Genomic DNA, 25,071 nt, shown 5'->3' on the forward strand with positions numbered 1-25,071 from the left:
CCTACTTCGTCAAAAATTCGTAGACACTTTGTGCGATGGAAATGCCGTGGGCGCGATTTCTTTCTTCATGCAGCTGCTCGATCTCACCCGGTATGTAAACGCGGTCAAAACCAGGCGCAGGTGCTACAAGCGAAAGCTCTTCCATCATCCGATCCATCTGCTCCAGAAACACGTCAGCGTCCGTGAAAAAGGCAGGATTGATCACACAAAAGTAATGGCCCAGCTTTCTTTTCTGATCCAGGTCTCCATACATCTTGCTAATGTGCGGGCCAAAGGCGGCTCCAGCCAGCAAACCGGAAAAAATATCGACGATGACGGACAATCCGTACCCTTTTGGACCGCCAAAAGGCAGTAGAGAGACGACATCATGTGGGTTGGTTACGGACGTTCCCTGCTCATCTACACCCCAGCCATGCGGAATTTCTTTGCCTTCTTCACGCGCTTGCAAGATTTTGCCCAAGGCCACGTTGGAAGTAGCCATATCCAGAATGAAAGGCTTTTTTGATTTCGCAGGAACGCCGTAAGCAATCGGATTTGTTCCCAGAAACTGTGTCTTCCCGCCAAAAGGGACGACGATTTTGTCCGTATGGGACATCGCGATGCCGATCAGCTTGGCATCCGCCGCTTTTTGTACGAAGTAGCTGAGAGCCCCGCAATGGCTGCTGTTGATGGCCGTGACCATCCCGACTCCGTTTTTCTTCGCCATGTCGATCGCATGCTCCATCGCTAGATCCGCGATGACATGTCCGAAGCCGTCATCCCCATCGACCACGCCTGTTACCGGCCCTGACGGCGAAAAGGTCGGGCGGGCGTGGGGATTGATCCCACCTGCCTGCAGACGATTCACATAATGCTCCGTCCGCAGCACTCCGTGGGAGTTTACGTTGCGCAAATCCGCGTGCACGAGGACATCTGCCACTTTGCTGGCGTCGTCACTATGCAGTCCTGCTTCTGTCAGCTTCTTTACCACAAGCTCTCTAGCTTCCTCTGCTTGAATCACAATGCTGGACATTGGATTCCCTCCTACTCCAGATTGGCATGCCTTGCCCTGAAAGATTCATTTGATTGTGTTTCTATTAAACTATCGATGATCGCGGCATCCAGAAGCAAATGGGCGGCCTGATCAAACTGGTTGCCCAGCGGCTGTATGGTTGTCGGCTCATCAGCTAGACGATATTTTGTCGCAGCAGGTATGCGCAAAACTGCTGAACACCATGCAAGCTGTCGAACCGCTTCACTCGTGGTCACCACACAGACGAATGCTCCGGCAGCTGCGGCGGACTGAGCAATCTGGCTTGTCAGTGGTGTCTGTCCAGAGCCAGAGACGGCGATCAGCACATCATCGGCACCGATCGCAGGCGTCGTTGTTTCCCCGATGACAAACACGGACTTCCCGCTATGCATGAGGCGCATCGCAGCCATTTTCGCGACCAGACCGGAACGCCCTTCCCCTGTGAAGAAAAACCGCGACTCCCGCTTCAGGAGTGAAACAAATGTCTGATACTCTACTTGGCAACAGCCATTGAGTGCAGCTCCCACTTCTTTCAAGATCAACGGAATGGTCGTCACTTTCTCTCCCACCTTATCTTTCAATCACGGCTTCCTGACGGATAAAGGGAAAGACTTCTTCCAAATAAGGCAGCCCCTCATTGTCGCCAGACACTGTCGTAGCCAACGCTCCGACTCCATTGGCGAAGACCAGCCGCTCCTCGCAGGAATAGTCGTTTAGAAAAGCGTAGATGTAACCGGCATCAAAGCCATCTCCTGCCCCGACCGTGTCAACGGCCTCCACGGAAAACGCTTCTTTTTCATGCCAGGTTCCTTTCGTGTACAGCTTGGACCCGTTCGCGCCATCTTTGACGACGAGCTGATCGATCGCATATTTTTCTGCCAGGGAAACCAGTGCTTCTTCACTGTCCTCTCCCAGTATCAGACGAATCTCATCTCTGCCCGTCAGCAAAATATCGACGTACGGGAAGAGTTCAAAGTAGGCTTTTCGCGCCTCTTCAATCGTCCACAGCTTGAGACGGATGTTGGGATCGAATGAAATGGCAAGTCCTTTTTCCTTTGCAATCTGTACCACTCGCATGATGATTTGCATATTTTGCGGGTCGATTGCCAGATAGACACCCGTGATGTGAACGAGATTGATTCCTTCAAACATGGAAGCCGTAATGTCTTCCGGCTTCATGGTCAAAATAGGGGATTGGTAACGGTAGTAGAACGTTTTTCCCGATCCGTCTTCACGAATTTCTTTAAAGTTCAGGGAAGTGGGATACCCTTCCACAAAATGAACGTCACTCATGTCGATCCCTTCGCCACGCGCGAAATGATCAATGACTCGTCCAAACTCATCTTTCCCCAGTCGGCTTACCCATTTCGAGCGCAAACCCAGCCTCGCACAGCCGATCGCAAAATTCAGCTCAGCGCCGCCTACCTTTCGCTCAAACTGCGATACAAATCGCAGCGGGCCCTTCACGGCCGGGTTCATCGTGATCATTGCGTCTCCCAGCGTGAACACACCAAAATTCGATGTCATTTTCTTTCCTCCTAACACCCTCTACCACGATGCAGAAACGATTTATACTGTCATAATCGGTACATTCCAAAGTGTACTAAATCGGTTTAGCGAACCGGTTTAGTGAAAGTATAATTGAAACCCTTTTCATTCGTCAACAAAAATTCGCAATATTATTTTAGTGTCTGACAAATTTCTGCTGAGCATTGGATTTATAAAGAAAACCCCAGACGAGTATCAATTCCTCGTTTGGGGCAGCTCTGTGCGATTTTCGTACAATAGTGTTGTCGAGTCTGTTGGAGTCTTTTGAAGAACTTCTATTTCGCTGCTTTGTACCAAGAAGCTTCTCTGTTGCATCCTCCGATATCAAGCGATTCGACACTCCTTATATGAAGCCCCTGGAAAATTACGAGAGACGGAACCGCAGCAACCGCTACTCTTTTTTCCCGATCAACCCTTCTACTTCTTCGATTTCCTTCGGGATCTCCCCTTCTGGCGTTCTGTAAAGCGACCATTTACGGGGAACGTCCGCGAAATATCAGCCGCATAGTAGTTGGAAGCTGCCCCGAGGTCGAGAAGGACCAAGTCACCATCTTCCGCTCGCTGGTCATTGTCTTCATAGTGCAGAACAGTGGCATTGAGTCCGCTTGCAATAATAGGCAAATAGGGAAGCTCACGAACACCGTGTGACTTCAACGTGAAATCGTAGTGCGCTTCCAGCTCATATTCCATAATTCCTGGACGTGAATGGGACCACATGCGTCGAATGGCCTTATCTGTGATCGCGATCGCACGCTTGATTTCTACGATCTCTGCTGGACTTTTCACCATACGCAGTTCTTTCAGCCATGGGCCAGCGTCTTGAATCTGTAGAGTCCGGTACTTCTTCTGCGCCTCTTCGGCAAAGCTTTCAGCAGGGGTCAGCTCATCGCTCCACTGATCGCGGTACAGATCAAGATAGAGCGAACATTTGCCTTCGCAGCGTCTTACAAAGGTTCCAAATGACTGTAACCACTCATCCAGATAGTCAAAATGTTCGATACCAGACTGCTTCCTCGCTTCCTGATCCGAAAGAACGGCTCCTGTCCATTTCGCTTCCAGTTCATTGGGACGCTGCAGAAATAACGTCTCGGTCACGATGCCAGCACGTTTTGTGATCATCAGAATGAGCTTGCTGCGCGCAATGCCGGTCAGATAATAGAAGCTGCGGTTCGGCGAAAACGGATATTTATCGTCACCGCTTCGAGTCTTGAGAACTCCTGAAAATAGGACAAGTGCACTGTGATCAGGCATTTTTTCCGCGAGTCGTTGACGGCGATTGACAAACTCTTTTGGATCCATCGTTAATGGCATCTTGTGCCCTCGCCAATTCCATTATGTTTAGCCAACACTCTTATGTTAAACGATCGTTTAAATTCACATGAAAGAGCGTCAGTGCAGAACCGTAACGATGGTCCGAACTGACGCTTTATGACAGAATCTCAGGATGCTGCGTGAGCACCCAGTGAAGGAGTCGGAGATGCGGGAAAGGCTGCAGTCTGCCGTTTAATGGAAGATCTACTCGCAGAAGCGCTTTGCCTCCTGCATCCAGATACTGTCCCAGCGTGATTTCCTTTGAGAGGATGGTGGAAATCTCCTCTGGACTCAGAAGGAGCAACCCCTTTGTCTCATGAGCTGGGACGGGTTTGTCTTGCGATACTGCCAAGTAGATCGGTGTCATGTTGTGTCTGTTCAAATGTCTGCCAATCAAAATAGGGGCAACCCCCTCTTCCAGCCACGCGCCTTCAAACAAAGCTGGCGTGTCAGCCACTGCAGTCTCATACCAATAGGTTCTCGGCGGAGGAACTGGACTGACCTGCAAACTCGCTTCCTCATGAGCTTCACGCGCAGCGCATTGCCAACCTGTTTCCCTGCCTTCCCGATGGCCCCCCAGCCGGACGATGCCTAGTGCAGTTCCAGCTCGGTTCGGTCCGATTTGAAAAGGGAAGCGCCCTTGTACCCTGACATAAACACCAGCCGTCACGATGACTTCATTCGTTATTTTGAAATCACTCTCCCCCTTTCTTCCATCAAGACCTCGTCCATCGTTACGCCCATGCCGACCTATTTGCTGCCGAATATTGTTTACATATTCGTTGCCGCTTTTTTGTATGACTGAAAAATCCGCTTTCCTGAAAATCAGGAGTTGACGCCCAGGTTCCCTTGGGAAATGCCACTGAATTTTCACAGATGAACGCCCAAGTAAATGGTAGTATTTGGATGAGAGGGTATCACTTCTTCAGACGGAAGGGTGGTTTCGATGGCACAAGAAGGGTTTATTACCTGTCGCGGCGCTAAAATCTTTTACGAAATGGCGGGATCTGGCGAAACGATCGTCTTTCTACACGGTTTTCCTTTGGATAGCCGTATGTGGGAGCCGCAGATGGCTGTACTCTCGAGCCAATACCAGGTTCTTCGTTTTGACATGAGAGGAATGGGGCAGTCTGCCAACCCAGGCGGTTCCTATACGCTTTACGAAGATCTGCACGATTTGCTGCTGCAATTGAACATCTCGCGCGCTTCACTTGTTGGCGCCTCATTTGGCAGTTATGCCAGCATTGAATTTGCATTAGCCTATCCGGAATTGGTCGATCGACTCATCCTATTGTGTCCAGGGGGCTTTGTTCCCCCTTCTGATGAATGGCAACAAAAGCTTCAGGTGATGCAGGAGCAGCTCCAGAAGGGAAATCTGGAGCAAGCGCTGGACATCACATTGCATATCACGCTGGATGGCTTCCATCAGCAAAGCGGGCGCGTCCAAAGCAGGCGCCAGTGGCTATCAGACATTTATCGAGATATTTACACCCGGCCAACCGTCACAGGAATGCCGACCTGGCTGGAGCCTGATCCGAGAAGTCGTCTATCGGAAGTATCCGCCCCAACGCTTATCGTGTCAGGTGAGCTCGATCACGCAGACTTCCTCTTGACGGCAGAGAGCTTGGTCAATCAAATCCCTGATGTCCGTCAAATCTTTCTCAAAAATTCCGCTCACTTCCCGAATATCGACAGTCCGCAAGAAGTCAACGCGTTCATCCACAGCTTTTTAAACGGATCATTAGGGACCGCAAAATAATAATCATTTTCAAATGAAAGGGGCGACTCACCGGTCGTCCCCTGCTTCGTTTTTGCGGGATTGCCATCTCTCCACGCTCCCATATATCGGAAAATCACTGGCATCAGCATATCATATACGCCCGATACTACGAACCCTGAAGACTCGACAAGCAAAACAAAAAACAGGAACGCCCCAAGCGCGCACCTGTTCTCTCATCCACCTCTTTTTACTGCTTGTCCGCTTCTTGAACCACAGGAAACCAGCCCGGAGAATGAACAATCATTTTCCACAGCGGATCTGGAATCACGAGGCGCTCCTGATCGTCCTTGGTTAGAGTCGTGACGATCTCCTCTTCTTTTCCCGCCTGGATCTTCTCGACCCAATCCGGCTCCACGATGAATGCTCTTCCAATGGCAATCAGCGGGATATTGGCTGTCAGTGCTTTCACTGCGTCGTCTGCCGTGTTGATGCCACCAACACCAATGACGGCTACCTTGTCACCAACACGCTCTTGGACAATTTCGATCCGAGACCGCGAATCATCCGTACCGCGGCGGGATACGCTCCAAAATTCATTAACGGACAGATGCAAATAATCAAGCCCTTTGTCAGCCAAAGCATCTACCAAAACAAATGTCTCCGCCATGGTAATCCCAGGTGTCTCTGGTTCTTCTGGCGAAAAGCGATAGCCTACCACAAACGGTTCCTTTGCATGCTCGGCGACCACTTTGTTGATTTCATCCACCACAGCAAGAGGGAATGAGAGTCGTTTCTCCACACTTCCGCCCCAACGGTCTTCGCGTTGATTGGAGTGAGGAGAGAAGAATTGCTGAACCAAATACCCGTTTGCACCGTGAATTTCCACACCGTCGAAGCCTGCCACGATCGCTCTGCGTGTTGCTTCGCCAAACCCTTTGATAATGTCGATAATCTCTTCTTCCTCGAGAGCACGAGGGACGACAGCGCCTTTCCGTTCACTTGCTATTGCGCTCGCACTGACCGGCTCTCCATTTGGCACTTCAGACGCAGGGCTTAATCGACCCCCATGAAAAATTTGCAAAATTGCTTTCGCACCTTTTTCCTGAATCCTGGTTGCCAATCGTTTTAATCCAGGAATGAAGGAGTCATCATCTACAGAAAACTGTCTCGCGTATCCTTTTCCATTTGGTGTCACATACGCGCACGCCGTAATCACCATCCCGGCGCCACCAGACCTTCTAACGTAATACTCGAGCTCTTCGTCCGAGACCGTTCCATCTTCATTCGAAGAAATATGCGTCATTGGAGCGAGGACAATTCGATTTTTCAGCGTAACTCCGCTGTTTAATGTGACATTTTCAAATAGTGGGGCAAATTGAGCTTTCACGCGACTACCTCCTGTTGACTAGATAAGAAACAATTATATTGATTATAGTTACTTTCTTTTTTTCGGTCAACTTTCGTAGCATGAAAAGTACAGGCTTCATCATTAGTTAACGTAACCCTTATTATGTCTCGTTCCTTCTGGATGTCGGCTATGCTACAATATATAGAAAGGAGTGTGCGCCCATGAAATCTTCCAAATCATTTTATTATACGGTCGACCAGTCGATGGTGGATGAATACAAAAAAATGCTCGATCTCATGAAAATACCGTATGTGATCGAAACTCCTGTCGCCCTTTTGGCAAATGGAGCGAATCAGTATTCGTTCGTCTTCCCAAACATGCCTGGAAAGCTGTATGCCATGGTCAGTAAACTATTCCAGGGAGATGCCCATCCTTACCCCCAATAAGGGCATTTCCCCGTTCGCTATTCTTCCTCATGAAGACGTACTTCCCGAATGCAGTCTAGATGATCATTCTTCACATTTCCAACCGCTTTGCTTACAGGGTAGGCCTGCATCCACTCTGCCTTGTAGGGTATGAGCATGGATTGTAGATGCTGGTGGTCGTGGTATTCGCGATCCAGCCAGATCGATTCGTCTTCTTCCCGCAGGATGACAGGCATACGCGGATGAATCGGCGCAACAACATCGTTTGGGGTTGTTGTAATGATCGTACAGGTATGTACTTTTTGTCCGTCCGGTTGCACCCACGTATCAAACAGCCCAGCAAATGCAAACGGCTGTTCATCTTTCCGCATGATCCGCATGGGCTGCTTTCCTTGCTTCGTTTCCTTCCACTCATAAAAACTGTCGGCAGGAATGATGCATCGTTTTCTGCTCAGCAGCTTTTGAAAGGACGGCTTCTCCTGCAGGCTCTCCGCTCTTGCATTGATCCATTGAAACCCCTTTTTGTCATCCTTCGCCCAAGAAGGGATCAATCCCCAGCGCAGCTCCCCCATCCGCCTCTTCCCTTTCTCTGCGATGATAGCCAGAACCTGCTGTCCCGGTGCGATATTGTAGCGCATGCGATACTCCAGGTTTTGCATGTCTACTTGAAAACGTCTGACCATATTCTCAGGCGCAATTACCAAGGTAAAGCGTCCACACATAATATTCCCCCCTTTCCGTTCGATTCAAAGAAAATAGAGTTGGAGACTGAGCTTGTTCATTATTATCATGCCCGGTTTCATTAGGTATCCTTGCCGTTCTCATTCTCGGGACCACTCAAACAATTGTGTGTCAAGGTGTTTAAGCACTTCTTCACTCACTGTTCCACACCAGTATTCACCAAATGATTCGCATGTCCTGCCTTTCGTTTCTCTAGTGACAGCGTTTCTGTGCCACACGCATGATTTTAGGCAAAAAAAAGGACCCAGAAATGTTCTGGGTCAAAGATAGGAAGTGGAGAGAATGCATGCTATGTAATATATACTAACATATTAACGATAGGTGTCAATGAGTTTTTTGATTTTTATGTTAGTTTTTCTGACATTACATAGCCTTTTGATTTGTCGCTTCCACTCGCTTCTCCGTGTGCTCTTTTTCAACAAGAGAGAGGAATTTCCCAAAGGTTGAAGCCAACGTCTGTTGAAACAGCATGCCCAATACAACTGGCAGTGCGACCGGGGCAGGAAAATAAGCAATAGCCATAACGGCACCCGCACTTATGTTTCGCATCCCGGTATTGAAGGTCAATGTTACAATGATGTCACGTTGCCATCCAAATGCTCTCGAAACCCACCACCCCATCAAGTAACCCAAGATGGCTAACAACAGAACGACAGCAGCCAAGCCGATTAATTTTCCATCGATCTGCACCAGATAAGGTGACACGACAGACGCATTAATCGCAACGACAACACCCATTCCCAGCTTCGAAAACGGAGCGAGCTTAGGAGCCAACGTCTTTTTGATTTCACCACGCGTCAGCTGATTCAGGAGCATTCCCAATAGCGACGGGAACATAATCATCAAGAAAAGTCCTTGCATCATCGCACCTGCATCCATATCAACCTTGGCTCCGACCAGCAAAGCCATCCCCAAAGGTACAATCAATGGAGCCAGCATCGTATCCACCAAGATAATGGACAACGTCAGAGCAATATTCCCCATGTAGATAGAAGTCCATAAAAAGCTGGAGATCCCGGTAGGAATCACGGATGCCAATAGAAGCCCCGTCAAGACATGCACATCATCGGGATAAAATAAGAGTGCAGCGCCCCAACCCACAAAAGGCATGATTGCATGCAAAAGGAGCAAATTAACAACAAGCGGAAGTGGTCGCGCAAGAACTCGAGCGAAATCTCCAAACCCCGACCCCAGACTCCCCGAAAAAGTCATGAACGCAAACACCCAGGGAGACAGAAAAGAGAAAGGCTGCAAATGACTTCCCGTCAGCACGCCAATCACTACGCTGCAGGGTGTAAGCGCAGGCATGATTTTTTCCAGCAGTTTGTTTAGTTTGGCTAAATAGTCCACATTCGTTTCACTCCCAGCACATCCTTGTTACCTAGCAAACAAAGTTTTTCTAATGTGAGGTATGTTATCACGAACTTTCATTTTCAACAAGACTAAATGTCGTTTTTATCTGTTGCTACTGCTTGTAGTCTTGCATACATTCTCCAGCAGATGTATAAACTACGATGGGAAAGGAGGAGTTTGATGAACGGGATGGATTGGGTAGAATTTATCCGAAAAACCGAAGATAAGATGTTTCATCTCCACCGAGCCATTGACGGGATCTGTAATGAATCAGAATACAAAGAGTCCGTTGCCGCTTTGACCGAGGTAGTCAGAGACTATCAGGTCCTGGTGGAAAAAGCGAAGGATGAATTGCGATCCGTAGATTTACGCCGTCACGACCATGAGCATTGATCATTACCAACACACATACGGACAAGCCCACCAGATAGGGAGACTTCCAGCATCGGAGGTCTCCTCTTGTTACGATAGAGAACCTTATCCTCTCATGACGTCCACTCGGAGCGCACATAAAAAACCCGAGCTGTGAGAGCCTCGGGTTTTAATCCTGATTACTCGCCTAAATCTACGTTGTGGTACACTTGCTGAACGTCGTCCAAATCTTCCAACGCGTCGATCAACTTTTCGAATTGTGCAATGGCATCTTCTGGCAGCGTAATCTCATTCTGCGCCAGCATGGACAGCTCTGCTACTGTAAATTCCGATACACCTGCAGCTTTTAACGCTTCTTGTACAGCATGGAACTGATCCGGCTCGGCATAGACAATCACAGCGTTGTCTTCTTCGATAATGTCGCGAACATCTACATCCGCTTCCATCAAAATTTCCAAGACTTCTTCCGCTGTTTTTCCTTCTAAACCAATAACGGCAGTAGCATCGAACATATAGGCAACAGAACCTGTTACACCCATATTTCCACCGTTTTTGTTGAATGCAGCCCGCACTTCTGGGGCTGTACGGTTCACGTTGTTGGTGAGGGCGTCCACGATAATCATAGAGCCATTCGGTCCGAAGCCTTCATAACGCAGCTCGTCGTAAACCTCATCCGATCCACCTTTTGCTTTCTCAATCGCCCGGTCAATAATAGCTTTCGGTACGCTATATGTTTTGGCACGCTCAAGTACGACTTTTAATGCACGGTTCGATTCAGGATCAGGCTCGCCTTGCTTTGCAGCCACGTAGATCTCTTTTCCGAACTTTGCGTATACACGGCTGGTGCTAGCGTCTTTGGACGCCTTTTTTTCTTTAATATTGTTCCACTTACGACCCATTTTTCCCACTCTCTTTCGATAGCAAAGGATTTCTTTCCGTTCTACGTTCATCGACAAAAAGTGCGAATGATTTCCCGCACTCTTTCACAAGTCTATATTATAACTTATTTCTCTCTTTTTTATAAGGGTGATTCTTAAAAAAGAACAGTTGGGTTTGCTGCTTTCTTCCTTCTTAGGCTTGAAAAGAGAACCGCCATGAATGGTGCTCCATGGCGGTCCGATTTTTTATTTGGCTAACTGACTTTCGCTCCTGACGCTATTCAGCTTTGCCATCACGCGTTCCCACATGGGGATAAAGCGTTTAATCAAAGGGCCAATCGATAGCGCAGTTACCAAAGTACCGATAGAAACAGGACCTCCCAGCAAAAAACCTAGCAAAGTCACGGTGCATTCAATCCCGATCCTGATCCGGCCGACATCCCAGCCGGTTCGGTCGTGCAGCGCTAGCATAAAGCTGTCCCGCGGTCCTGCCCCCAGCTGCGGTGAGATATACATTCCAGTCCCGAACGTGTAGATCAACAAGCCAGCCGCAAATAGAAAAATACGTTCACTGAGCGTTCCGCCGATCGGAATCCAATTCAGCCACATAAAAAGATCAATGAACAGCCCAAAGAAAAACATATTCAAAAACATTCCTACGCTAGGCTTTATTTTCCCAATCACATAAGAGGAGACGATGATCAACAAACCTACGATTTGCGACCACATCCCGATCGTTAAGCCAAACGTTTTCTGCAATCCAATATGAAGCGTATCCCATGGCGCTACTCCTAGATTAGCCTGGATCATCATCCCGATCCCAAAACCCATGATGGCCAATCCAAGCATAAATACCCCGTAGCGCACAATCAACGGATGAAACATGCTCTTCCTACCCACTTACAGCCCTCCCCAGAATCGTGTTATTCGTCTTGGATTCGAGCAATAGAGGGAGGGGCCAGCATCCAGCCGCGCAAATTTTCCAGCATCATCGCAAACTTCCTTTCCACCTTACCAGTATCCTTCTGATCTGGTTTGCAGCCAGCTCTATGATCCGCAAATCACCAGGTGTTTCCTGTATAGATGGCCCCAGGCATCGGCATATCTTTCAACCCTAAAATAATTATTGACAAAATTTTTTCTTTGTGTTATGATTGAATATTTTTTTATTTACAAACACCCCTGCAGCTTCCATAATGTTCATTGAGAAAACCTTATGAATCCTGAAAGGAGCTGGACAATCATGGAGACACTACCTTGCCAGGGCTGCAAAGGACTTTGCTGTGGTCCTGTTCCCATAACCGAACATGAGCTGAAAAAGATACAGAAAAAGCTCAAAAGCATGCCGCGAAAAATCCGGGAGAGCTTGGAAAAGCAGCAACGCTTATTTGGAACCTGTATTTTTTATGACATCGATAAAGATCAGTGCGGAATACACGCAGCACGCCCAGAAATCTGTCGAGATTTTGGGTATTACACAGACCTCGTTTGTTTTCGAAAACCAGAATTGGCAATGAGATCTCGTACTTTGCGAAAAGAAAAGCCCATCGGACACTTGAGCATCGATTTTACCTGGAAGGACTTTTGACTGCCTCTGCTTCCTTCTCCATCCTACCATGTTCAACTGCGTTATACCTACAAAAATTTATGTAATCTTGGAATGTTTGCGAATCATCGGAATCTGCCTGGATAGGCTGCCGAAACGTAATCGACAGCCTTCCCTTGCATCACTCTGTTATTTTATAGCGGTAGGCAGTTGATGCGGTTCCGCCTTTTTGATCACTTGCGGTCACGATGATGGTCACTTCTCCCGGTTTTTGAGCCATGACTTTCACACGGCTCCCTTCCACTTCCACTTTTGCGACGGCCTCACTCTGAGATAAGGCAGAATAAATGAGTTCATCTCCGTCCGCGTCCGAAAAAACCTCGCTGACATCGATTTTATACTCAACCCAAGGAGAGATCGTCTCTACATCCGGCATTTTTTCCGTGAGAGCTGGGGCATGGTTGACAGCTTCTGATCCTCCGCTTGATTCCGTTTCCGCCACATCCCCAAACATGAAAAAGCCCGACACGGCTGCCACCATCACTTTTGAAAGCATCCACATATTCACGCGAGAATCACTCCTATTCGGACAGTTCATTCGTTGTTTCCTAAGGATACCATACTTCGAGGCTACTCCACATGGTGCGGATGGTTTTCCTGATATTTACACTGACTTGCCATTCGCGTACCCTAATCATGGGCGCATTCCTAATCGAGTGAGCCCTTGTAAAAAACTACAGGATCAAGCAATCCACTAGACATCTTTGATTGAACGTTATATAATATTGTTAAATTAAAGCAAAAAAAACGTTTGCGGGTGTAGTTCAATGGTAGAACTCTAGCTTCCCAAGCTAGTAGCGTGGGTTCGATTCCCATCACCCGCTCCATCGGAAAAGTCTTGCGCAGCAAGGCTTTTTTCATTTTCTGCTAAAATGGAGCTGCTCGGTCAGGATATCCAGCTCATTCTCTAATTCTAGCTTGTTCTAATCTCATCACTCCTACATAAAAATGAAGTATCAGCCCTGTTGAAAGGAGTGAAATCATGACCCAACTCAACTCAGAATATCTCATGGAGCTATACAAAAAGATTACGGAGATTCATGCCGCCTCGTTACAACTGAGTGCACAACAACCGCAAACGGAATTGATAACTGTCATTGATCATTTGTCGAGAGTAGCTGGGTTCCTCGTTGATCTGAGACTGCAGGAACTAGAGAGTGGATCGATCGCCTCTGTCAATCCGACTGGCTATCTGGATAGCAAAATTGGCATTGCGAATACGGTGATGAAAAGGTATCAAGAAAATGTGCTAAGCTACTAATCCCTCTTCGGGGGGATTTTTGTTTGCGCGAATTTCGTCTGCAGAAAATGACAAATCAAAAAGCACACCTCCCAAGCGCTGTAAACACTTGAATTGTGTGCTGTATCGTTCTCTTTATGGAAATAGTGGTGCCGGTGAAGGGACTTGAACCCCCACGGTTTCCCTCACGATTTTGAGTCGCGCGCGTCTGCCATTCCGCCACACCGGCATATCAATCTGTGTCTTCATACTAGCACAATTTTGATAGAAAATCAACGTTTGATTTTTCTCACCACTTACAGCTTCTCCAAAATTTCCTCAGCCCACTGATGAAAAACAGCCAATGCTTCTTCCACGGTTGGAAAAGAATGCTCTGCTTCACAAATAAATTCCGGAAAATCTGCAATGCGATTTTTCCGAATACGTACCCCGTCTGCCATGCACTGGATATCCAGGAAGTACGGTACAGACTCGTCAATGCCATAGCTGTTTTCCAAAAACTCATAGGTCCGTACCCATTCCAGAATACGTACTTCCGATGGCTTTAATCGCAGTACTTGCTCCAAGGACATAATCGTTTCATTACCGTAGTAGTGCATTTCATTCAACCTTTCTACATCTGATTCTCCATCGAACCGTGAAATCAAGCAAACAGGCGGAGAGGAACTCCGCCCGCCAAGAACGAAACCGTTACGCTAGATGGAAGAGAGAAGCTCTCGAAGCTCCTTCACGATGACAGCTTGGTATCCAGTACCTTCCCCGTATTGCTTGAGCATTTCCGCGCGTGCAGCCTTGAGGTTCTCCTCATACTCAGGCGCATTGCGATCAGGGTTCTGCTCCTTAAACGCGATCATCACGTCTTGGACATGCTTCGGACGCGGTCCCCATTTCGCAAGCACATGTCCACCCGTATCTGCGAAAAGAACCACTGGGATGGAGCGGCCGCCCATGGTCAAGAATTCATCCATGAGATCCAGATGCTCTTCCATAATAAAAATCTCTGTTGGAATTTCCGTTTCTTTCAAGGCTTCCAGCACCACCGGTATATTGCGAACAACGTCACCGCACCAGTCCGCCGCGATGATCAGACAACGAAGATCATCCCGATTGGCGAGCGAAGCAAAAAAAGCACGGTCTTCCTCACTCGGCCACGTAAACTCTGCCTTCCTGCTGAGAAAAGTATCCTGATTCTTGGTCATCCCATCGATAAAGGCTTGGGGTTTTATCCCGTTACGGAGCTTGTGAGACACGTTTGCTGCCATATGTATTCCTCCTCCATACTCTGTATCGTGTTTACGATTCTACAGCCCCCGCGAAAACTCCTGTCTTTCAAACAGCAGGAGCTGCTTACTCTTGGTTCTTCTCTTCCTCTTCTTGTTTGGCCAGCTCCAGCATTTTCTGCATCAAAATATGCTGGGGCATATGCATCAGCTGCTCCAGCGGAACATTCAGTTTCTCAGCCAATTTCACGGCTGTTTCGGGCGATATTTGCAAGGGACGCACAAAATCACCCTCCTTTCATCTGTAAAAATAGAAGTCTCTTCAGTATAGTACATGCCAGACGATCTTGCCATAGAACGCAGGCATTCGAGGGGAAAACGGTTCATGCTCCACGCGAAAAAACCCCTCGTCTCTGCTGGATGAAGGGTTCTCTCTTTACAACCGCCTATGTCTGCCGTTTCGTCAGGATGCACGGCACCCCGTATCCGATCTCGCCGGGCTGGGACATTTTCTCGAGATATGCTAACCCACGAGCACATTGCTGTTTGCACACCTGACAAGTAGAAGAAGTCACAATTTTCAGGTTTAATTGATTTGGATGCTGCCTAGAGTTTTTCTTCTTGATTTTCTTTGCCTTAGCCATCTTCTCCCCTCCCTTAGCCCTAGATCACTCCAGTCTATGAAGGAGAACAACCCCATTCTTTAGGCAAAGACACAAAACGGGGCTCTTTCCACGAAAATAGGCAGAATGGTCGCATGCCGCGCTATTTTAATGGTTTTCCTATAAAAAGCGTCCTAACCTCTTTAGGATCCACCACGGACCAATTAGGAGATAAACAGGATTCTTGAAAAAGGACGGAGGATTTCCTTCGAAGAAATGACCAACAAATTGAAATATCCAGCCAAGAATAAATAACACTGCTGCCCACTTCCCATTCCAGAAAAACAGCGGCAAGGAAACGACAATCATCGGAATACCAATCGCATGTGTCAGCTTGTTTACAGGGTGCTGATGATCACGATTGTAGCACTCCAAAAACGAGATCTTATCCGCCATTACGACTACCTCCTTTTCCACATTTTAGCACGATTTTCACCGCACAGAGACATGTGATAGCCATCGTGGCAAAAGCAAAAAACGCTGCGCGGACACACAGCGTTTTGGGAGGTTCTCTCTATCGTTCACGGTTTTTCCTGGAGCAGCTTGCGCAGTTCCAGCTCTAGCGTTGGTGCATCTATCATCCCGATAATCTTCTTTCGGACGACGCCATTCGTATCGATCACGTACGTAGTTGGAAAAGCTTGAATCAGATATCGGTTGGAGACCGTTCCGGCCACATCCATGGGAATCGGAAACGTGAGCTTGTAGCTCTGCACAAACGCGGCTGCAGCCTCTGGACTGTCGTTGTTGGTTACATTGATGCCGTAAAAATCGATCTGGTTTTTGTATTTCTCGTAGAGCTTCTGCAAATCCGGCGCCTCCATACGGCAAGGACCGCACCAGGATGCCCAGAAATTTAGCACGACGGGCCTGTCCCTTTTTCCTTCAACTTTGTACACTTGATTATCCAGCCCAGTCAAAGAGAAATGAGGCGCTGCAAACCCTACTTCCGGCTTTTGCACCTCAGACACAACCGCGACGGACTCCTGAGGCTGCTGCCAGACTGCATAGCCGACGCCTACTGTAACCAGCATCGCCAACGCTATTTTGTTCATTACGTCACCTCTGCTTCATTCGATCAGAATCCCGTAAACCCACCGTACAGTTGAATGAGCACACGTGTAATATCCGTCATTTTATCGGTGTACAGCAGCACGCCAAACAAAATCATGATAGCCCCGCCCACCTTCATAAACTGATCGGAGTATTTGACGATCGCGCTTACTTTGCTGATAAAGAAAGTCATCACAAAAAACGGAATAGCAAAACCCAATGTATAAGCGAGTGTATACGACAAGGCACGAGATGGATCCGTCACGCCCATGACAATAATCCCGGAAAGGATCGGTCCTACGCATGGCGTCCAACCAGCTGCGTAAGTCATTCCTACCAGTATGGACCCAGTATACCCCAATGGGCGCGATTTTAAATCAACTTTAAATGAGCGCATCATCCAATCCATTTTAAACACCTGAAACATAATCAGTCCAATGACAACAAGCAAAATGCCGCCTAGCTGACGGATCAAGTCCTTTTGATTGACAAACAAACTGCCGATCCAGGAGGTCGATAACCCAAGCGCGATAAAAATAATGGAAAATCCGATGATGAAAAACAGCGTGTGCAAGAGCGCCTGTTTCTGAAAAACAGTCTTCCCCTTTTTCACTTCATCGACAGTAATCCCCGTTATGTATGATAAAAAGGAAGGATAAAGCGGCAGACAGCAAGGCGAGATAAAAGAAAGAAAGCCCGCGCCAAAGGCTAACAAAATGGAAAGATTTCCAGTCATACATACCTCCAAATTTGATTCATCCACTATCTACCTTATTGTAGCGAAACTTTCTTCATGTCAAAAGTGGGACCTACACTTTGTCTTAAATCCGTGACATTTTTGTTTACGTAATAAATATTATGTTTACTTATTTCCCTCACTTCTGCCACCCCATACTGTCGTTGACTTTACTTGTCCTTGTAATTACACTGAAATCACCGAAATGAGCGAATGTTGTTCGCGAAACCGATCGTTACGCTCGTTTCAATGGACTCAAAGAATAGGAGAAAATAAATGGATATCTTGATCAGACAAGAGCTCCCGGAAGAATATAACAAGACAGAAGAAGTAGTCGAGCGGGCATTTCTAAACGAAGAATTTAGCGACAAAACAGAACATTTGCTGGTTTGCCGCATCCGAAAATCAGATGCATTCGTTCCTGAGCTTTCTTTAGTCGCTGTAACACAAGACAACGAGATTGTCGGACATATCCTTTTGTCCAAAATTCACATCATAGATGGTACTACCGTTGTCGCAAACTCATTGGCGCTTGCTCCCGTTTCGGTTGCTCCTAAGTTCCAGAATATAGGGATTGGCAGCCAATTAATCCGCAAAGCCCTGATCAAGGCTAAAGAGTTAGGCTACCAGTCAGTCATTGTTTTAGGGCATAAAGATTACTACCCGAGGTTTGGCTTTAAACCAGCTAGCCTGTGGAAAGTAAAAGCTCCCTTTGATGTTCCTCCCGAATTCTTTATGGCCTTGGAATTAACGGAGAATGCTCTTGCAAATGCGCAAGGTGTCGTCCACTATTCAAAAGCTTTCACAGAATAACGAAGTGTAAGGAAAAAGGCTGTCGCCAAACGGACTGCCTTTTTTTCGTTCAACACTCCCCACTGGACCTGAGCTGCTTGATTTCTGTGCATACAAAAAAGAGACGAGCCTCGCCCGTCTCTTTCCTCTTTGCTTTACTTCTGAATGCTTACTTTGCTGCCATCTGTCAAAAGGGTTTGACCTTTGACTACAACCTGATCCCCTGCTGATACTCCAGACACGATCTCGATCGTATCGCTGGTAGAAGCACCGGTTGTTACCTCCACTTGTTTCGCTACATCGCCTTCCAGCTTGAATACGTACTGCTTGCCTTCACGCTCGAACACGGCTTTGCGAGAAACAATGAGGCTGGATTTTTGTTCACCGGAAGCATTCGGGAACGTGATATTGACTACCATATCGGATTTCAGCGCATTATCCGCATTGGGAATGGTCACCTCAACCGGATAAGCTTTCAACGCTGAATCCATCACCGGGCTGACCGCGGAAACTTTCGCATCAATGGTTTTTCCGGTGGACTGCACATTCACTTTTACTGCCGTACCGACTTTTACTTTCGTAATGTCAGTCTCGGACAGGTTGGCTTTTACCAGCAGCGGGTTCGTGTTGACGATAACCACAACGGGCTGTTGACCCGCCATCTGCCCAACTGCTCCGTTCACACTGGAGATAAAGCCATTGATTGGAGCTACTACCGTTGCATTCGCCAGCTGGTTACGTGCGTTTTGCAGACTGACAGACGATTGGTTCACCGAAGCCTCGGATACTTGTGTGCCCGTTTTCTGCTGCGCTGCCTGCAGGCTTTGCTGCGCGTTCGCATAGGATGTCTGTGCATTTGTCAGCTGGGTGTTTGCTTGCTCCAGCTGCTGCGAAGCAATCGCGCCCTGTGTAAACAGCTCCTGCATACGCTGCTGGTTCAGCTTGGCATCCGCCAAGGCTTGCTCCGCTTGCTTCAGTCCGTTTTTCGCTTGGACCAGTCCTTGGTCAGAGCTGCTATTGGTCTGTCTCAGGTTGGCCTGCGCCACACGATAAGCAGCTTCCGCCTGCTGAACGGCATTACTCAAGTCCTGCTCGTCAATTTTGAAGAGGACCTGACCTTTTGTCACGTATTGTCCCAGCTTTACCGGAAGTGACGAAATTTTCCCGCTGACTTTCGGTGTTACCTGCACTTCTTCACTTGGTGCCAGCTTGGCAGTCAGTCCAGCCTCTGAGCTCACTGTACCGGTCGTGACTTGCTCCACTTGCACCGGTGTTACGGACTCCGTCTTTTCTGTAGGTGTCTCTGCCGCTTGCGGGCTGGAACAACCTGCCACCAGACTGATGGCGAGCAAAGCTAGAATGACGGGTTTGTTGATTTTAATCATATATGTCCCTCCTTATCCCACAAACGTCTACACTTCCAGAGCGGGAGCGTTTTTGGCATTTTTCTTGGCTTCTTTTTTCGCTTTTTTCAGTGCGCGTTTTTCACGGCGCTTTTTCCCTCTATCATCGAACCACGAGGTAACTACTGGCACCAGTACGAGCGTAATGAGTGTCGAGAAGCTCAAACCGAAGATAACGGTAATCGCCATCGGTGCTTGCGTCTCTGTACCCGACCCACCTGCGAATGCCAACGGCCCAATCGCCAGAATCGTGGTCAATGTCGTCATCAAAATCGGACGCAGACGAATCGGACCTGCATGCAGGATAGCATCGCGAAGCTCCCAGCCTTGCGCACGCAATTGGTTGATGTAGTCGATCAATACAATCGCGTTGTTCACGACCAGACCAATTAGCAGGATGTAACCGATCAAGACAGATACGCTGATCGACGTGCCTGTTACCAGCAAGCCAAGCAGTACCCCTGTGACTGTAGGCGGCACGGAGAACATGATGATGAACGGGCTGTAAAGCGATTCAAACTGCGCTGCCATTACCATGTACAGCAATACTACGGACAAGACAATCGCAAGTGCCAAGCTGCCGAACGATTCCGCCATGTCTTGGCTTTGACCACCAAACTCCAGCTTGTAGCCGTCAGGGAGGTTCAGCTTATCCACTTTAGCTTGAATATCTTTGGAAACGGCGTTCAGGTCACGACCTGCCAAATCAGCGGTCACTTTCACTTCACGCGTCATGTTGGAACGATTAATGGTCAATGGTACATCGACTTTGCTGATCGTTGCCACAGACGAGAGCGCGACTTGTGCTCCGCCTGGTGCCGAAATGCGAAGATTGTTCAAGTAGTTAATATCTTCCTGATAATTTTCAGGCAACTGCAGCTTCACATCAATCTCGTCGTCACCTGTACGATATTTCGTAACTGTCTGTCCTTGGAAAGAAGTACGAACAGTGGAAAGAATTTGGCCGGTTGTCAAACCGTACAGGCTCGCTTTCTCGGCGTCTACCTTCACTTCAAACTCTTGACGGGACTCTTCCAAGCTCGTCGTTACGTTATTCGTACCTTGTACACTTTCTACCTCGCCTTTCACAATGCCACTAATGTCTTTCAAAACTTCCAGATCATCCCCGCGAACGGTCAATTCGATTGGCGATCCAGTTGACATTCCTTCTGCAGCACTTACCGTAATTTCCGGACCTGCAATCGACTTGAGCTTCTTCGTCAAATCAATCACGATATCATCCGACGAACGCTGACGCTTTGTTACATCCACCAGCTTCAAGGTAATGGTCGCCTGGTTAGAGGACAAGGTACTTGCGAGCGGTGAGCCGCTGCTACCGATCGATACCCCAACGATGTCCTTTTCAGGCACCTGGTTCACGATTTCTTCCACTTGTTTCGTGACTTTTTCTGTCTCAGCCAGCACGGTACCGTTCGGCATCTTGATGGAGACAGATACTTGCCCCTGGTCCATGCTCGGAATAAATTCAGCACCGATCAAAGGCGTCAGAGCCAGGGAGCCCACCATCATGATGATTGCTGCGGCGATAACCGTTTTACGGCGGCCCAAAGCCCAACCGAGCAATTTGGCATAAGCTTTCTCTACTTTATGGAACCCGATGTTAAACCAGATAACCGGGTTGATCCCTTTGTAATTCTTGCGTTCGGTATGCTCCGGCACCTTTTTCAAAATGCGGGAGCTCAGCATTGGTACGAGCAGAATCGAGAACACGAGAGCTGCGATGTGAGAGAATACCACCGTCAGAGCAAGTGGTCCAAACAATTCCGCTGCGATCCCTTCCGTCAAAGCGATCGGCAAGAATACGCAAATCTGTGCCAAAGCGGAAGCCATAACGGCTGTTCCCACTTCTTTGGAACCGACCAGTGCCGCTTCCATCATGCCTTTCCCTTTTTCGCGTTGTCGGAAAATATTTTCCAACATAACGACCGCGAAGTCAATCAAGGACCCGAGACCCAGTGTCAAACCGGAAAGAGAAATCAAGTTGATCGTCTGCCCCGTCATGTACATGAGCAGGAAGGTCGCTACGATCGAAACAGGCAGTACGATGATCGCGATGATCATAGACTGGAAGCTTCCCAAGAAGAAGAACAGCAAGATAATCCCGACAAGTCCACCCAACAGGGCGTGTTCAGCGGTTGTGTAAATAGAATCTTTGATGTAAGTAGATGTATCCATCGTTGTTGTTACTTGTATGTTTTCAGGCAAATCCTTTTTGATTTGCTCCATCTCTTTGATTACGGCATCGGCTACTTCAATCGTGTTGCCGCCGGATGCTTTCGTAATCGAGATGCCCAAGCTTGGTTTCCCATTTACATAGCTCAGCTGGGTGACGTCCTCGGTTGTATCGTTCACCTGTGCGATATCACTTAAGCGAATAGAACCGCCACTTCCTACGGATATCGGCGTCAGAGCGATCTGCTCGACATTGGCAAATTCACCTTGTACCCGAATGTTAAGTTTTCCATCCCCTTCACGGACAGCCCCTGCCGAACCGGACAAGTTGCTGCTGCCGAGAGATTGCTGAATCTGATCAAGCGTCAAGCCATAGGCAGAAAGCTTGGCTGGATCTACGATGACGTCAATGACGCGGTCTTGACCACCGTTGATTGCTGCAGAAGCTACACCGTCAATCCGTTCCAAACGGGACTGGATCAAATCCTCTGCCATGTCCTTCAGTTTGTTTACATCCGCATCACCCGTTACCGCAAATTGAATAATCGGCTGAGAGTTCGGATCAATCCGAAGTACACGTGGAGCATGTGCGGAATCAGGCAAGGCTCCTCGAACCTGATCCACCTTTTCCCTCATATCCAGGGTCGCTTGGTCCAAATCCGTACCCCAGTTGAACATCAAAATAACCTGCGATGCACCCTCAATCGAAACGGATGAAATACTATCCAGGTCAGAAACCGTTCCGAGGGCATTCTCTATCGGCTTCGTTACGAGCTTCTCTACCTCGCTCGGCGAACCACCGTCTACGGACGTTACGACGACCGCTACCGGGAAGTTCAGCTCTGGCATCAAATCAATTGCCAGGCGGGGTAAGGACACGAAGCCAAAAATAAGCATGGCCACCGTCAACATGATCATCGTAACGGGGCGTTTAATCGATAGCTCTGACAGATTCAATTTTACTCACCTCTTTTAATTCAGCTAGTCAGTTTCTTTTTTGGTGAAAATAAATCTTGCAATGCATGAAGAGATGAGATTGTCTGAGGATCTTCCATCTCGGCCCGATCCTGCTCGGTTACCCGCTCAGTCAAGGCGACCCACACGATTCTCCGATCACTCTTATCCCGATACCTCCTCACCAGCTCTTCCTGCTCGAGCCTGTTTATCAGTCCGGAAGCTGTACTGTATGAAAGATCGACAGCCTTGCTAATGTCTCCCATCGTCCTCGGACCCTTTTCAATCTGCTCCAGGATGAGCACCTGTTGCCATGTCACATCGCCGGTATCCAGTTCCTTCTTCGAAATCGATGAAAACAAGGCACTCGCTTCCCGCAGAAGCTTTGCCAGCTGAATCAACTCTTTCATGAAAGCCTCCCCTTGCGTTGACTGCATCACTTTAGACTCTACACTACCCTGTGAGTGTATTTACCCATTTCATTCTACCTGCAGACCCAGGGAGTGAAGTCTACCAGTTGGATGATTTCCAGGTGTACAGTGTCTATCTAGAGATAGATGACAGCCCATGCTAGAATGAAACTAAGCGAAAAACCCGACAGAGAAAGAAGGACGTCTCTTTGTTGCGAATGAGTCTAAAAGCGATCCAAAAGCGTTTGTTGATCATCTGGTTTTCAGTTCTCATCATTTTGTCTTTACTTCCGAATTCATTCATGCGGGAAACACCCATTCAATTTTACACTACTATGGTACTATTCTTTTTCTATATCGTCTTGTTCTGGGTGTCTAAAAAGAACTGGAAGCCTTACCAAATTGAGCTAGTTACCATCCTTCTCGGGTCCATGTCACTGATCAAGAGTGTTTTTATCGGTGGAGAAGGCTTTGGCATGATGCTGCCACTTGCTGTGTTTATCGGTTTTCATATTGAAGGAAAACGCTCACTGGCTTATGCCACTTTTTTCGGCGTCTGCACGACCCTGTCTTTGTATTTCGAAGACATCTTGCAGCTTGCGCACATCGTACCGTTCATTTTGACCTACATCGGCTGCTATATCGGTGCACGGGGCTACCGCATCCAGGATACTGCCTATAAAACCAATCAGCTGCATTTGGAAGAATTGCAGCAGGCGCACGCGGAGCTGCAGGAAGCACATGAACAGCTGCAAGAAGCTGCCCTCCATACCATGCAAGTCGCCGTTCTAGAGGAGAGGACCCGCATCGCACGGGACATCCACGACGCCCTCGGGCACAGTCTGACGTCCCTCATCGTGCAGCTTCATGCGGTCAAGTACATGCTGCAGGACGGACCTCCCCAGGCACAGGAAGCCATACGGAATATGCTTGGTGTCGCCAAGCAAAGTCTGGAGGAAATCCGCTCCTCTGTGCACACACTTGCAGTGGATAAAACCTCGCTGGGTCTGACCCCGCTTCGTGCCATGCTCTCACAAGCAGAAAAGCATACCGGTGTAAAAATGGAGCTGGTTACGGACAAACTGGACATCACCTTGTCTCAGGAGATCACGATCACGATTTACCGCATCCTGCAGGAAGCGGTTACAAACACATTGCGCCATTCCGACGCCAAGCATATCGAGGTAGTGGTTGAAAATCGCGGTCAGCATCTCTGGTTCAGTATCCGCGATGACGGCAGCATCACACCAAAACAAGCCGTAAAACCAGGCTTCGGACTGCACGGGATACAGGAACGGTTGACAAAGCTCAATGGACGATTCCGCTATTTTGTCCGGACTCCACACGGATTTCAAATTGATGTAGAAATACCGCTGAATACACCCCCACAAGAAGGGAGCATACGCAGATGACAGATACGCATCATCAAGAGAAAATTCGCGTCGTTCTGGTAGATGACCAAACGATGATTCGCCAGGGACTCGGCTACGTCATCCAGATGCAACCGGATATGGAAGTAATCGGGGAAGCTTCTGATGGCGACGAAGCGGTCGCGCTGGTGGGTGAGCTCAATCCCGATGTCGTTTTGATGGATGTGCAGATGCCCAACAAGTCCGGGATCGACGCTACTAGAGAAATTATGCTCCTCCACCCCACGTTAAAGGTGCTGATTTTGACGACCTTTGACAATCATAACTACGTAGTGGACGGCATCCGCGCTGGTGCTGTCGGCTATATGCTAAAAGACGCGGATTCTCAAGAAATGCTGGATCTGATCAGGCGCGCCCATCAGGGAGAGGCCCTGTTTCACACCGTAACGGCTGCCAAGGCACTTGCGGAGGTCCTGCAAACACAGCAGCCAGCACCTGATACTACCCCGCAAGCCTCTTACCTGTTGGATGAGCTGACGGATCGGGAGCTGGACGTCCTGCAGCAGATTGCATACGGTTATCGAAACGACCAAATTGCACAGAATCTGTTCATTTCAGAAGGAACCGTGAAGACCCATGTCCATCGCATTTTGCAGAAAATGGGCGTAGAAGACCGCACGCAAGCGGTTGCCATGGCACTTCGCCAGCAACTGGTCAAATAACA

Annotated in this window: 29 protein-coding genes and 2 tRNA genes; 9 read left to right on the plus strand and 22 right to left on the minus strand. The window is 48.3% G+C overall.

All coding sequences use genetic code 11. The features are described 5' to 3' along the window. Window position 1 precedes the first annotated feature (1 nt). The 5 genes from allD to EDM55_RS00475 all read right to left on the minus strand — a co-directional run bounded on the left by allD (window position 2) and on the right by EDM55_RS00475 (window position 4,541). The gene (allD, locus tag EDM55_RS00450) at window positions 2–1,012 is read right to left on the minus strand and encodes an ureidoglycolate dehydrogenase (RefSeq protein WP_092266878.1); all 1,011 of its coding nucleotides are present in this window, start codon (window positions 1,010–1,012) and stop codon (window positions 2–4) included. A gap of 11 nt (window positions 1,013–1,023) precedes the next feature. Continuing rightward, window positions 1,024–1,593: a 6-phospho-3-hexuloisomerase gene (gene hxlB / locus EDM55_RS00455; RefSeq protein WP_246070960.1), complete on the minus strand. Its 570-nt coding sequence runs from the start codon at window positions 1,591–1,593 to the stop codon at window positions 1,024–1,026. Beyond that, a complete protein-coding gene (locus EDM55_RS00460) occupies window positions 1,583–2,539 on the minus strand; it encodes a sugar kinase (protein ID WP_092266877.1) in 957 nt (318 codons plus the stop codon). Before EDM55_RS00460 ends, hxlB begins: the two co-directional genes overlap by 11 nt. Window positions 2,540–2,977: 438 nt before the next feature. Further along, window positions 2,978–3,871: an aminopeptidase P N-terminal domain-containing protein gene (locus tag EDM55_RS00470; protein ID WP_246070961.1), complete on the minus strand. Its 894-nt coding sequence runs from the start codon at window positions 3,869–3,871 to the stop codon at window positions 2,978–2,980. Window positions 3,872–3,986: 115 nt separating this feature from the next. After that, on the minus strand, window positions 3,987–4,541 hold the full coding sequence (locus EDM55_RS00475) for an NUDIX hydrolase (protein WP_139228065.1): 555 nt from the start codon (window positions 4,539–4,541) through the stop codon (window positions 3,987–3,989). A gap of 276 nt (window positions 4,542–4,817) precedes the next feature. Between EDM55_RS00475 and EDM55_RS00480 the strand changes: the two genes are divergently transcribed. After that, a complete protein-coding gene (locus tag EDM55_RS00480) occupies window positions 4,818–5,630 on the plus strand; it encodes an alpha/beta fold hydrolase (protein ID WP_122959385.1) in 813 nt (270 codons plus the stop codon). A 208-nt stretch (window positions 5,631–5,838) separates the two neighbouring features. Here the strand turns inward: EDM55_RS00480 and EDM55_RS00485 are convergent, their stop codons facing one another. Then, the gene (locus tag EDM55_RS00485; RefSeq protein WP_092266873.1) at window positions 5,839–6,978 is read right to left on the minus strand and encodes an NADH-dependent flavin oxidoreductase; all 1,140 of its coding nucleotides are present in this window, start codon (window positions 6,976–6,978) and stop codon (window positions 5,839–5,841) included. Between the two features lie 182 nt (window positions 6,979–7,160). On the opposite strand from EDM55_RS00485, the gene EDM55_RS00490 reads away from it, so the two are divergent. Continuing rightward, window positions 7,161–7,385, plus strand: a complete 225-nt coding sequence (locus tag EDM55_RS00490; protein ID WP_092266872.1) for a hypothetical protein — start codon at window positions 7,161–7,163, stop codon at window positions 7,383–7,385. Between the two features lie 17 nt (window positions 7,386–7,402). Here the strand turns inward: EDM55_RS00490 and EDM55_RS00495 are convergent, their stop codons facing one another. Together EDM55_RS00495 and EDM55_RS00500 are read right to left on the minus strand one after the other, a co-directional pair. Then, window positions 7,403–8,086 (minus strand): SOS response-associated peptidase, encoded by a 684-nt coding sequence (locus EDM55_RS00495; RefSeq protein WP_122959386.1) that lies wholly within the window; start codon window positions 8,084–8,086, stop codon window positions 7,403–7,405. Between the two features lie 382 nt (window positions 8,087–8,468). Beyond that, complete coding sequence (locus EDM55_RS00500) at window positions 8,469–9,455, minus strand: bile acid:sodium symporter family protein (RefSeq protein ID WP_122959387.1); 987 nt, start codon at window positions 9,453–9,455, stop codon at window positions 8,469–8,471. Between the two features lie 183 nt (window positions 9,456–9,638). On the opposite strand from EDM55_RS00500, the gene EDM55_RS00505 reads away from it, so the two are divergent. After that, a complete protein-coding gene (locus EDM55_RS00505) occupies window positions 9,639–9,851 on the plus strand; it encodes a hypothetical protein (RefSeq protein ID WP_092266869.1) in 213 nt (70 codons plus the stop codon). 158 nt (window positions 9,852–10,009) lie between these two features. Here EDM55_RS00505 and EDM55_RS00510 read toward each other — a convergent pair whose 3' ends face one another. Further along, entirely contained in the window at window positions 10,010–10,729 is a 720-nt protein-coding gene (locus EDM55_RS00510) for a YebC/PmpR family DNA-binding transcriptional regulator (RefSeq protein ID WP_092266868.1), read from the minus strand. Between the two features lie 225 nt (window positions 10,730–10,954). After that, window positions 10,955–11,593 carry a YczE/YyaS/YitT family protein gene (locus EDM55_RS00515; RefSeq protein WP_170184402.1) on the minus strand — a complete coding sequence of 213 codons (639 nt, stop codon included), beginning with the start codon at window positions 11,591–11,593 and terminating at the stop codon, window positions 10,955–10,957. A 358-nt stretch (window positions 11,594–11,951) separates the two neighbouring features. On the opposite strand from EDM55_RS00515, the gene EDM55_RS00520 reads away from it, so the two are divergent. Continuing rightward, window positions 11,952–12,296, plus strand: a complete 345-nt coding sequence (locus tag EDM55_RS00520) for a YkgJ family cysteine cluster protein (protein ID WP_092266866.1) — start codon at window positions 11,952–11,954, stop codon at window positions 12,294–12,296. Window positions 12,297–12,435: 139 nt separating this feature from the next. Here the strand turns inward: EDM55_RS00520 and EDM55_RS00525 are convergent, their stop codons facing one another. Next, complete coding sequence (locus EDM55_RS00525) at window positions 12,436–12,822, minus strand: hypothetical protein (protein WP_092266865.1); 387 nt, start codon at window positions 12,820–12,822, stop codon at window positions 12,436–12,438. Between the two features lie 245 nt (window positions 12,823–13,067). On the opposite strand from EDM55_RS00525, the gene EDM55_RS00530 reads away from it, so the two are divergent. Together EDM55_RS00530 and EDM55_RS00535 are read left to right on the plus strand one after the other, a co-directional pair. Further along, window positions 13,068–13,141 (plus strand) — tRNA-Gly (locus EDM55_RS00530). A gap of 155 nt (window positions 13,142–13,296) precedes the next feature. Beyond that, window positions 13,297–13,575 (plus strand): hypothetical protein, encoded by a 279-nt coding sequence (locus tag EDM55_RS00535; RefSeq protein WP_092266864.1) that lies wholly within the window; start codon window positions 13,297–13,299, stop codon window positions 13,573–13,575. A 126-nt stretch (window positions 13,576–13,701) separates the two neighbouring features. Here EDM55_RS00535 and EDM55_RS00540 read toward each other — a convergent pair. The 8 genes from EDM55_RS00540 to EDM55_RS00575 form a co-directional block, all read right to left on the minus strand. Next, a tRNA-Leu gene (locus EDM55_RS00540) sits at window positions 13,702–13,783 on the minus strand. 67 nt (window positions 13,784–13,850) lie between these two features. Further along, window positions 13,851–14,153 (minus strand): hypothetical protein, encoded by a 303-nt coding sequence (locus EDM55_RS00545; protein ID WP_092266863.1) that lies wholly within the window; start codon window positions 14,151–14,153, stop codon window positions 13,851–13,853. 96 nt (window positions 14,154–14,249) lie between these two features. Continuing rightward, window positions 14,250–14,816, minus strand: a complete 567-nt coding sequence (locus EDM55_RS00550) for a thioredoxin family protein (protein WP_122959389.1) — start codon at window positions 14,814–14,816, stop codon at window positions 14,250–14,252. 85 nt (window positions 14,817–14,901) lie between these two features. Further along, window positions 14,902–15,057, minus strand: coding sequence for a YycC family protein (locus tag EDM55_RS00555; protein ID WP_092266861.1), 156 nt, complete (start codon window positions 15,055–15,057; stop codon window positions 14,902–14,904). A gap of 163 nt (window positions 15,058–15,220) precedes the next feature. Beyond that, window positions 15,221–15,418 (minus strand): hypothetical protein, encoded by a 198-nt coding sequence (locus tag EDM55_RS00560; RefSeq protein ID WP_092266860.1) that lies wholly within the window; start codon window positions 15,416–15,418, stop codon window positions 15,221–15,223. A gap of 138 nt (window positions 15,419–15,556) precedes the next feature. Beyond that, on the minus strand, window positions 15,557–15,832 hold the full coding sequence (locus EDM55_RS00565; RefSeq protein ID WP_122959390.1) for a DUF962 domain-containing protein: 276 nt from the start codon (window positions 15,830–15,832) through the stop codon (window positions 15,557–15,559). Between the two features lie 125 nt (window positions 15,833–15,957). Then, on the minus strand, window positions 15,958–16,491 hold the full coding sequence (locus EDM55_RS00570; protein WP_092266858.1) for a TlpA family protein disulfide reductase: 534 nt from the start codon (window positions 16,489–16,491) through the stop codon (window positions 15,958–15,960). A gap of 23 nt (window positions 16,492–16,514) precedes the next feature. Further along, window positions 16,515–17,225 (minus strand): cytochrome c biogenesis CcdA family protein, encoded by a 711-nt coding sequence (locus EDM55_RS00575; RefSeq protein ID WP_122959391.1) that lies wholly within the window; start codon window positions 17,223–17,225, stop codon window positions 16,515–16,517. Between the two features lie 276 nt (window positions 17,226–17,501). Between EDM55_RS00575 and EDM55_RS00580 the strand changes: the two genes are divergently transcribed. Beyond that, window positions 17,502–18,038 carry a GNAT family N-acetyltransferase gene (locus EDM55_RS00580; protein ID WP_122959392.1) on the plus strand — a complete coding sequence of 179 codons (537 nt, stop codon included), beginning with the start codon at window positions 17,502–17,504 and terminating at the stop codon, window positions 18,036–18,038. Between the two features lie 134 nt (window positions 18,039–18,172). Here the strand turns inward: EDM55_RS00580 and EDM55_RS00585 are convergent, their stop codons facing one another. From EDM55_RS00585 to EDM55_RS00595, 3 genes are read right to left on the minus strand one after another with little or no spacing between them, the layout of a single operon-like run. Next, window positions 18,173–19,399, minus strand: coding sequence for an efflux RND transporter periplasmic adaptor subunit (locus tag EDM55_RS00585; protein ID WP_122959567.1), 1,227 nt, complete (start codon window positions 19,397–19,399; stop codon window positions 18,173–18,175). Window positions 19,400–19,429: 30 nt separating this feature from the next. Then, window positions 19,430–22,570 carry an efflux RND transporter permease subunit gene (locus tag EDM55_RS00590; RefSeq protein ID WP_092266855.1) on the minus strand — a complete coding sequence of 1,047 codons (3,141 nt, stop codon included), beginning with the start codon at window positions 22,568–22,570 and terminating at the stop codon, window positions 19,430–19,432. 20 nt (window positions 22,571–22,590) lie between these two features. After that, window positions 22,591–22,977, minus strand: a complete 387-nt coding sequence (locus tag EDM55_RS00595; protein WP_092266854.1) for a MarR family winged helix-turn-helix transcriptional regulator — start codon at window positions 22,975–22,977, stop codon at window positions 22,591–22,593. 218 nt (window positions 22,978–23,195) lie between these two features. Here EDM55_RS00595 and EDM55_RS00600 point away from each other — a divergent pair, with 218 nt between their 5' ends. After that, window positions 23,196–24,389: a sensor histidine kinase gene (locus tag EDM55_RS00600; protein WP_122959568.1), complete on the plus strand. Its 1,194-nt coding sequence runs from the start codon at window positions 23,196–23,198 to the stop codon at window positions 24,387–24,389. Then, on the plus strand, window positions 24,386–25,069 hold the full coding sequence (locus EDM55_RS00605) for a response regulator (RefSeq protein WP_092266853.1): 684 nt from the start codon (window positions 24,386–24,388) through the stop codon (window positions 25,067–25,069). Before EDM55_RS00600 ends, EDM55_RS00605 begins: the two co-directional genes overlap by 4 nt. Window positions 25,070–25,071 lie beyond the last annotated feature (2 nt).

Origin of the sequence: Brevibacillus centrosporus (assembly GCF_003710815.1) — a bacterium.
Classification (GTDB): domain Bacteria; phylum Bacillota; class Bacilli; order Brevibacillales; family Brevibacillaceae; genus Brevibacillus; species Brevibacillus centrosporus.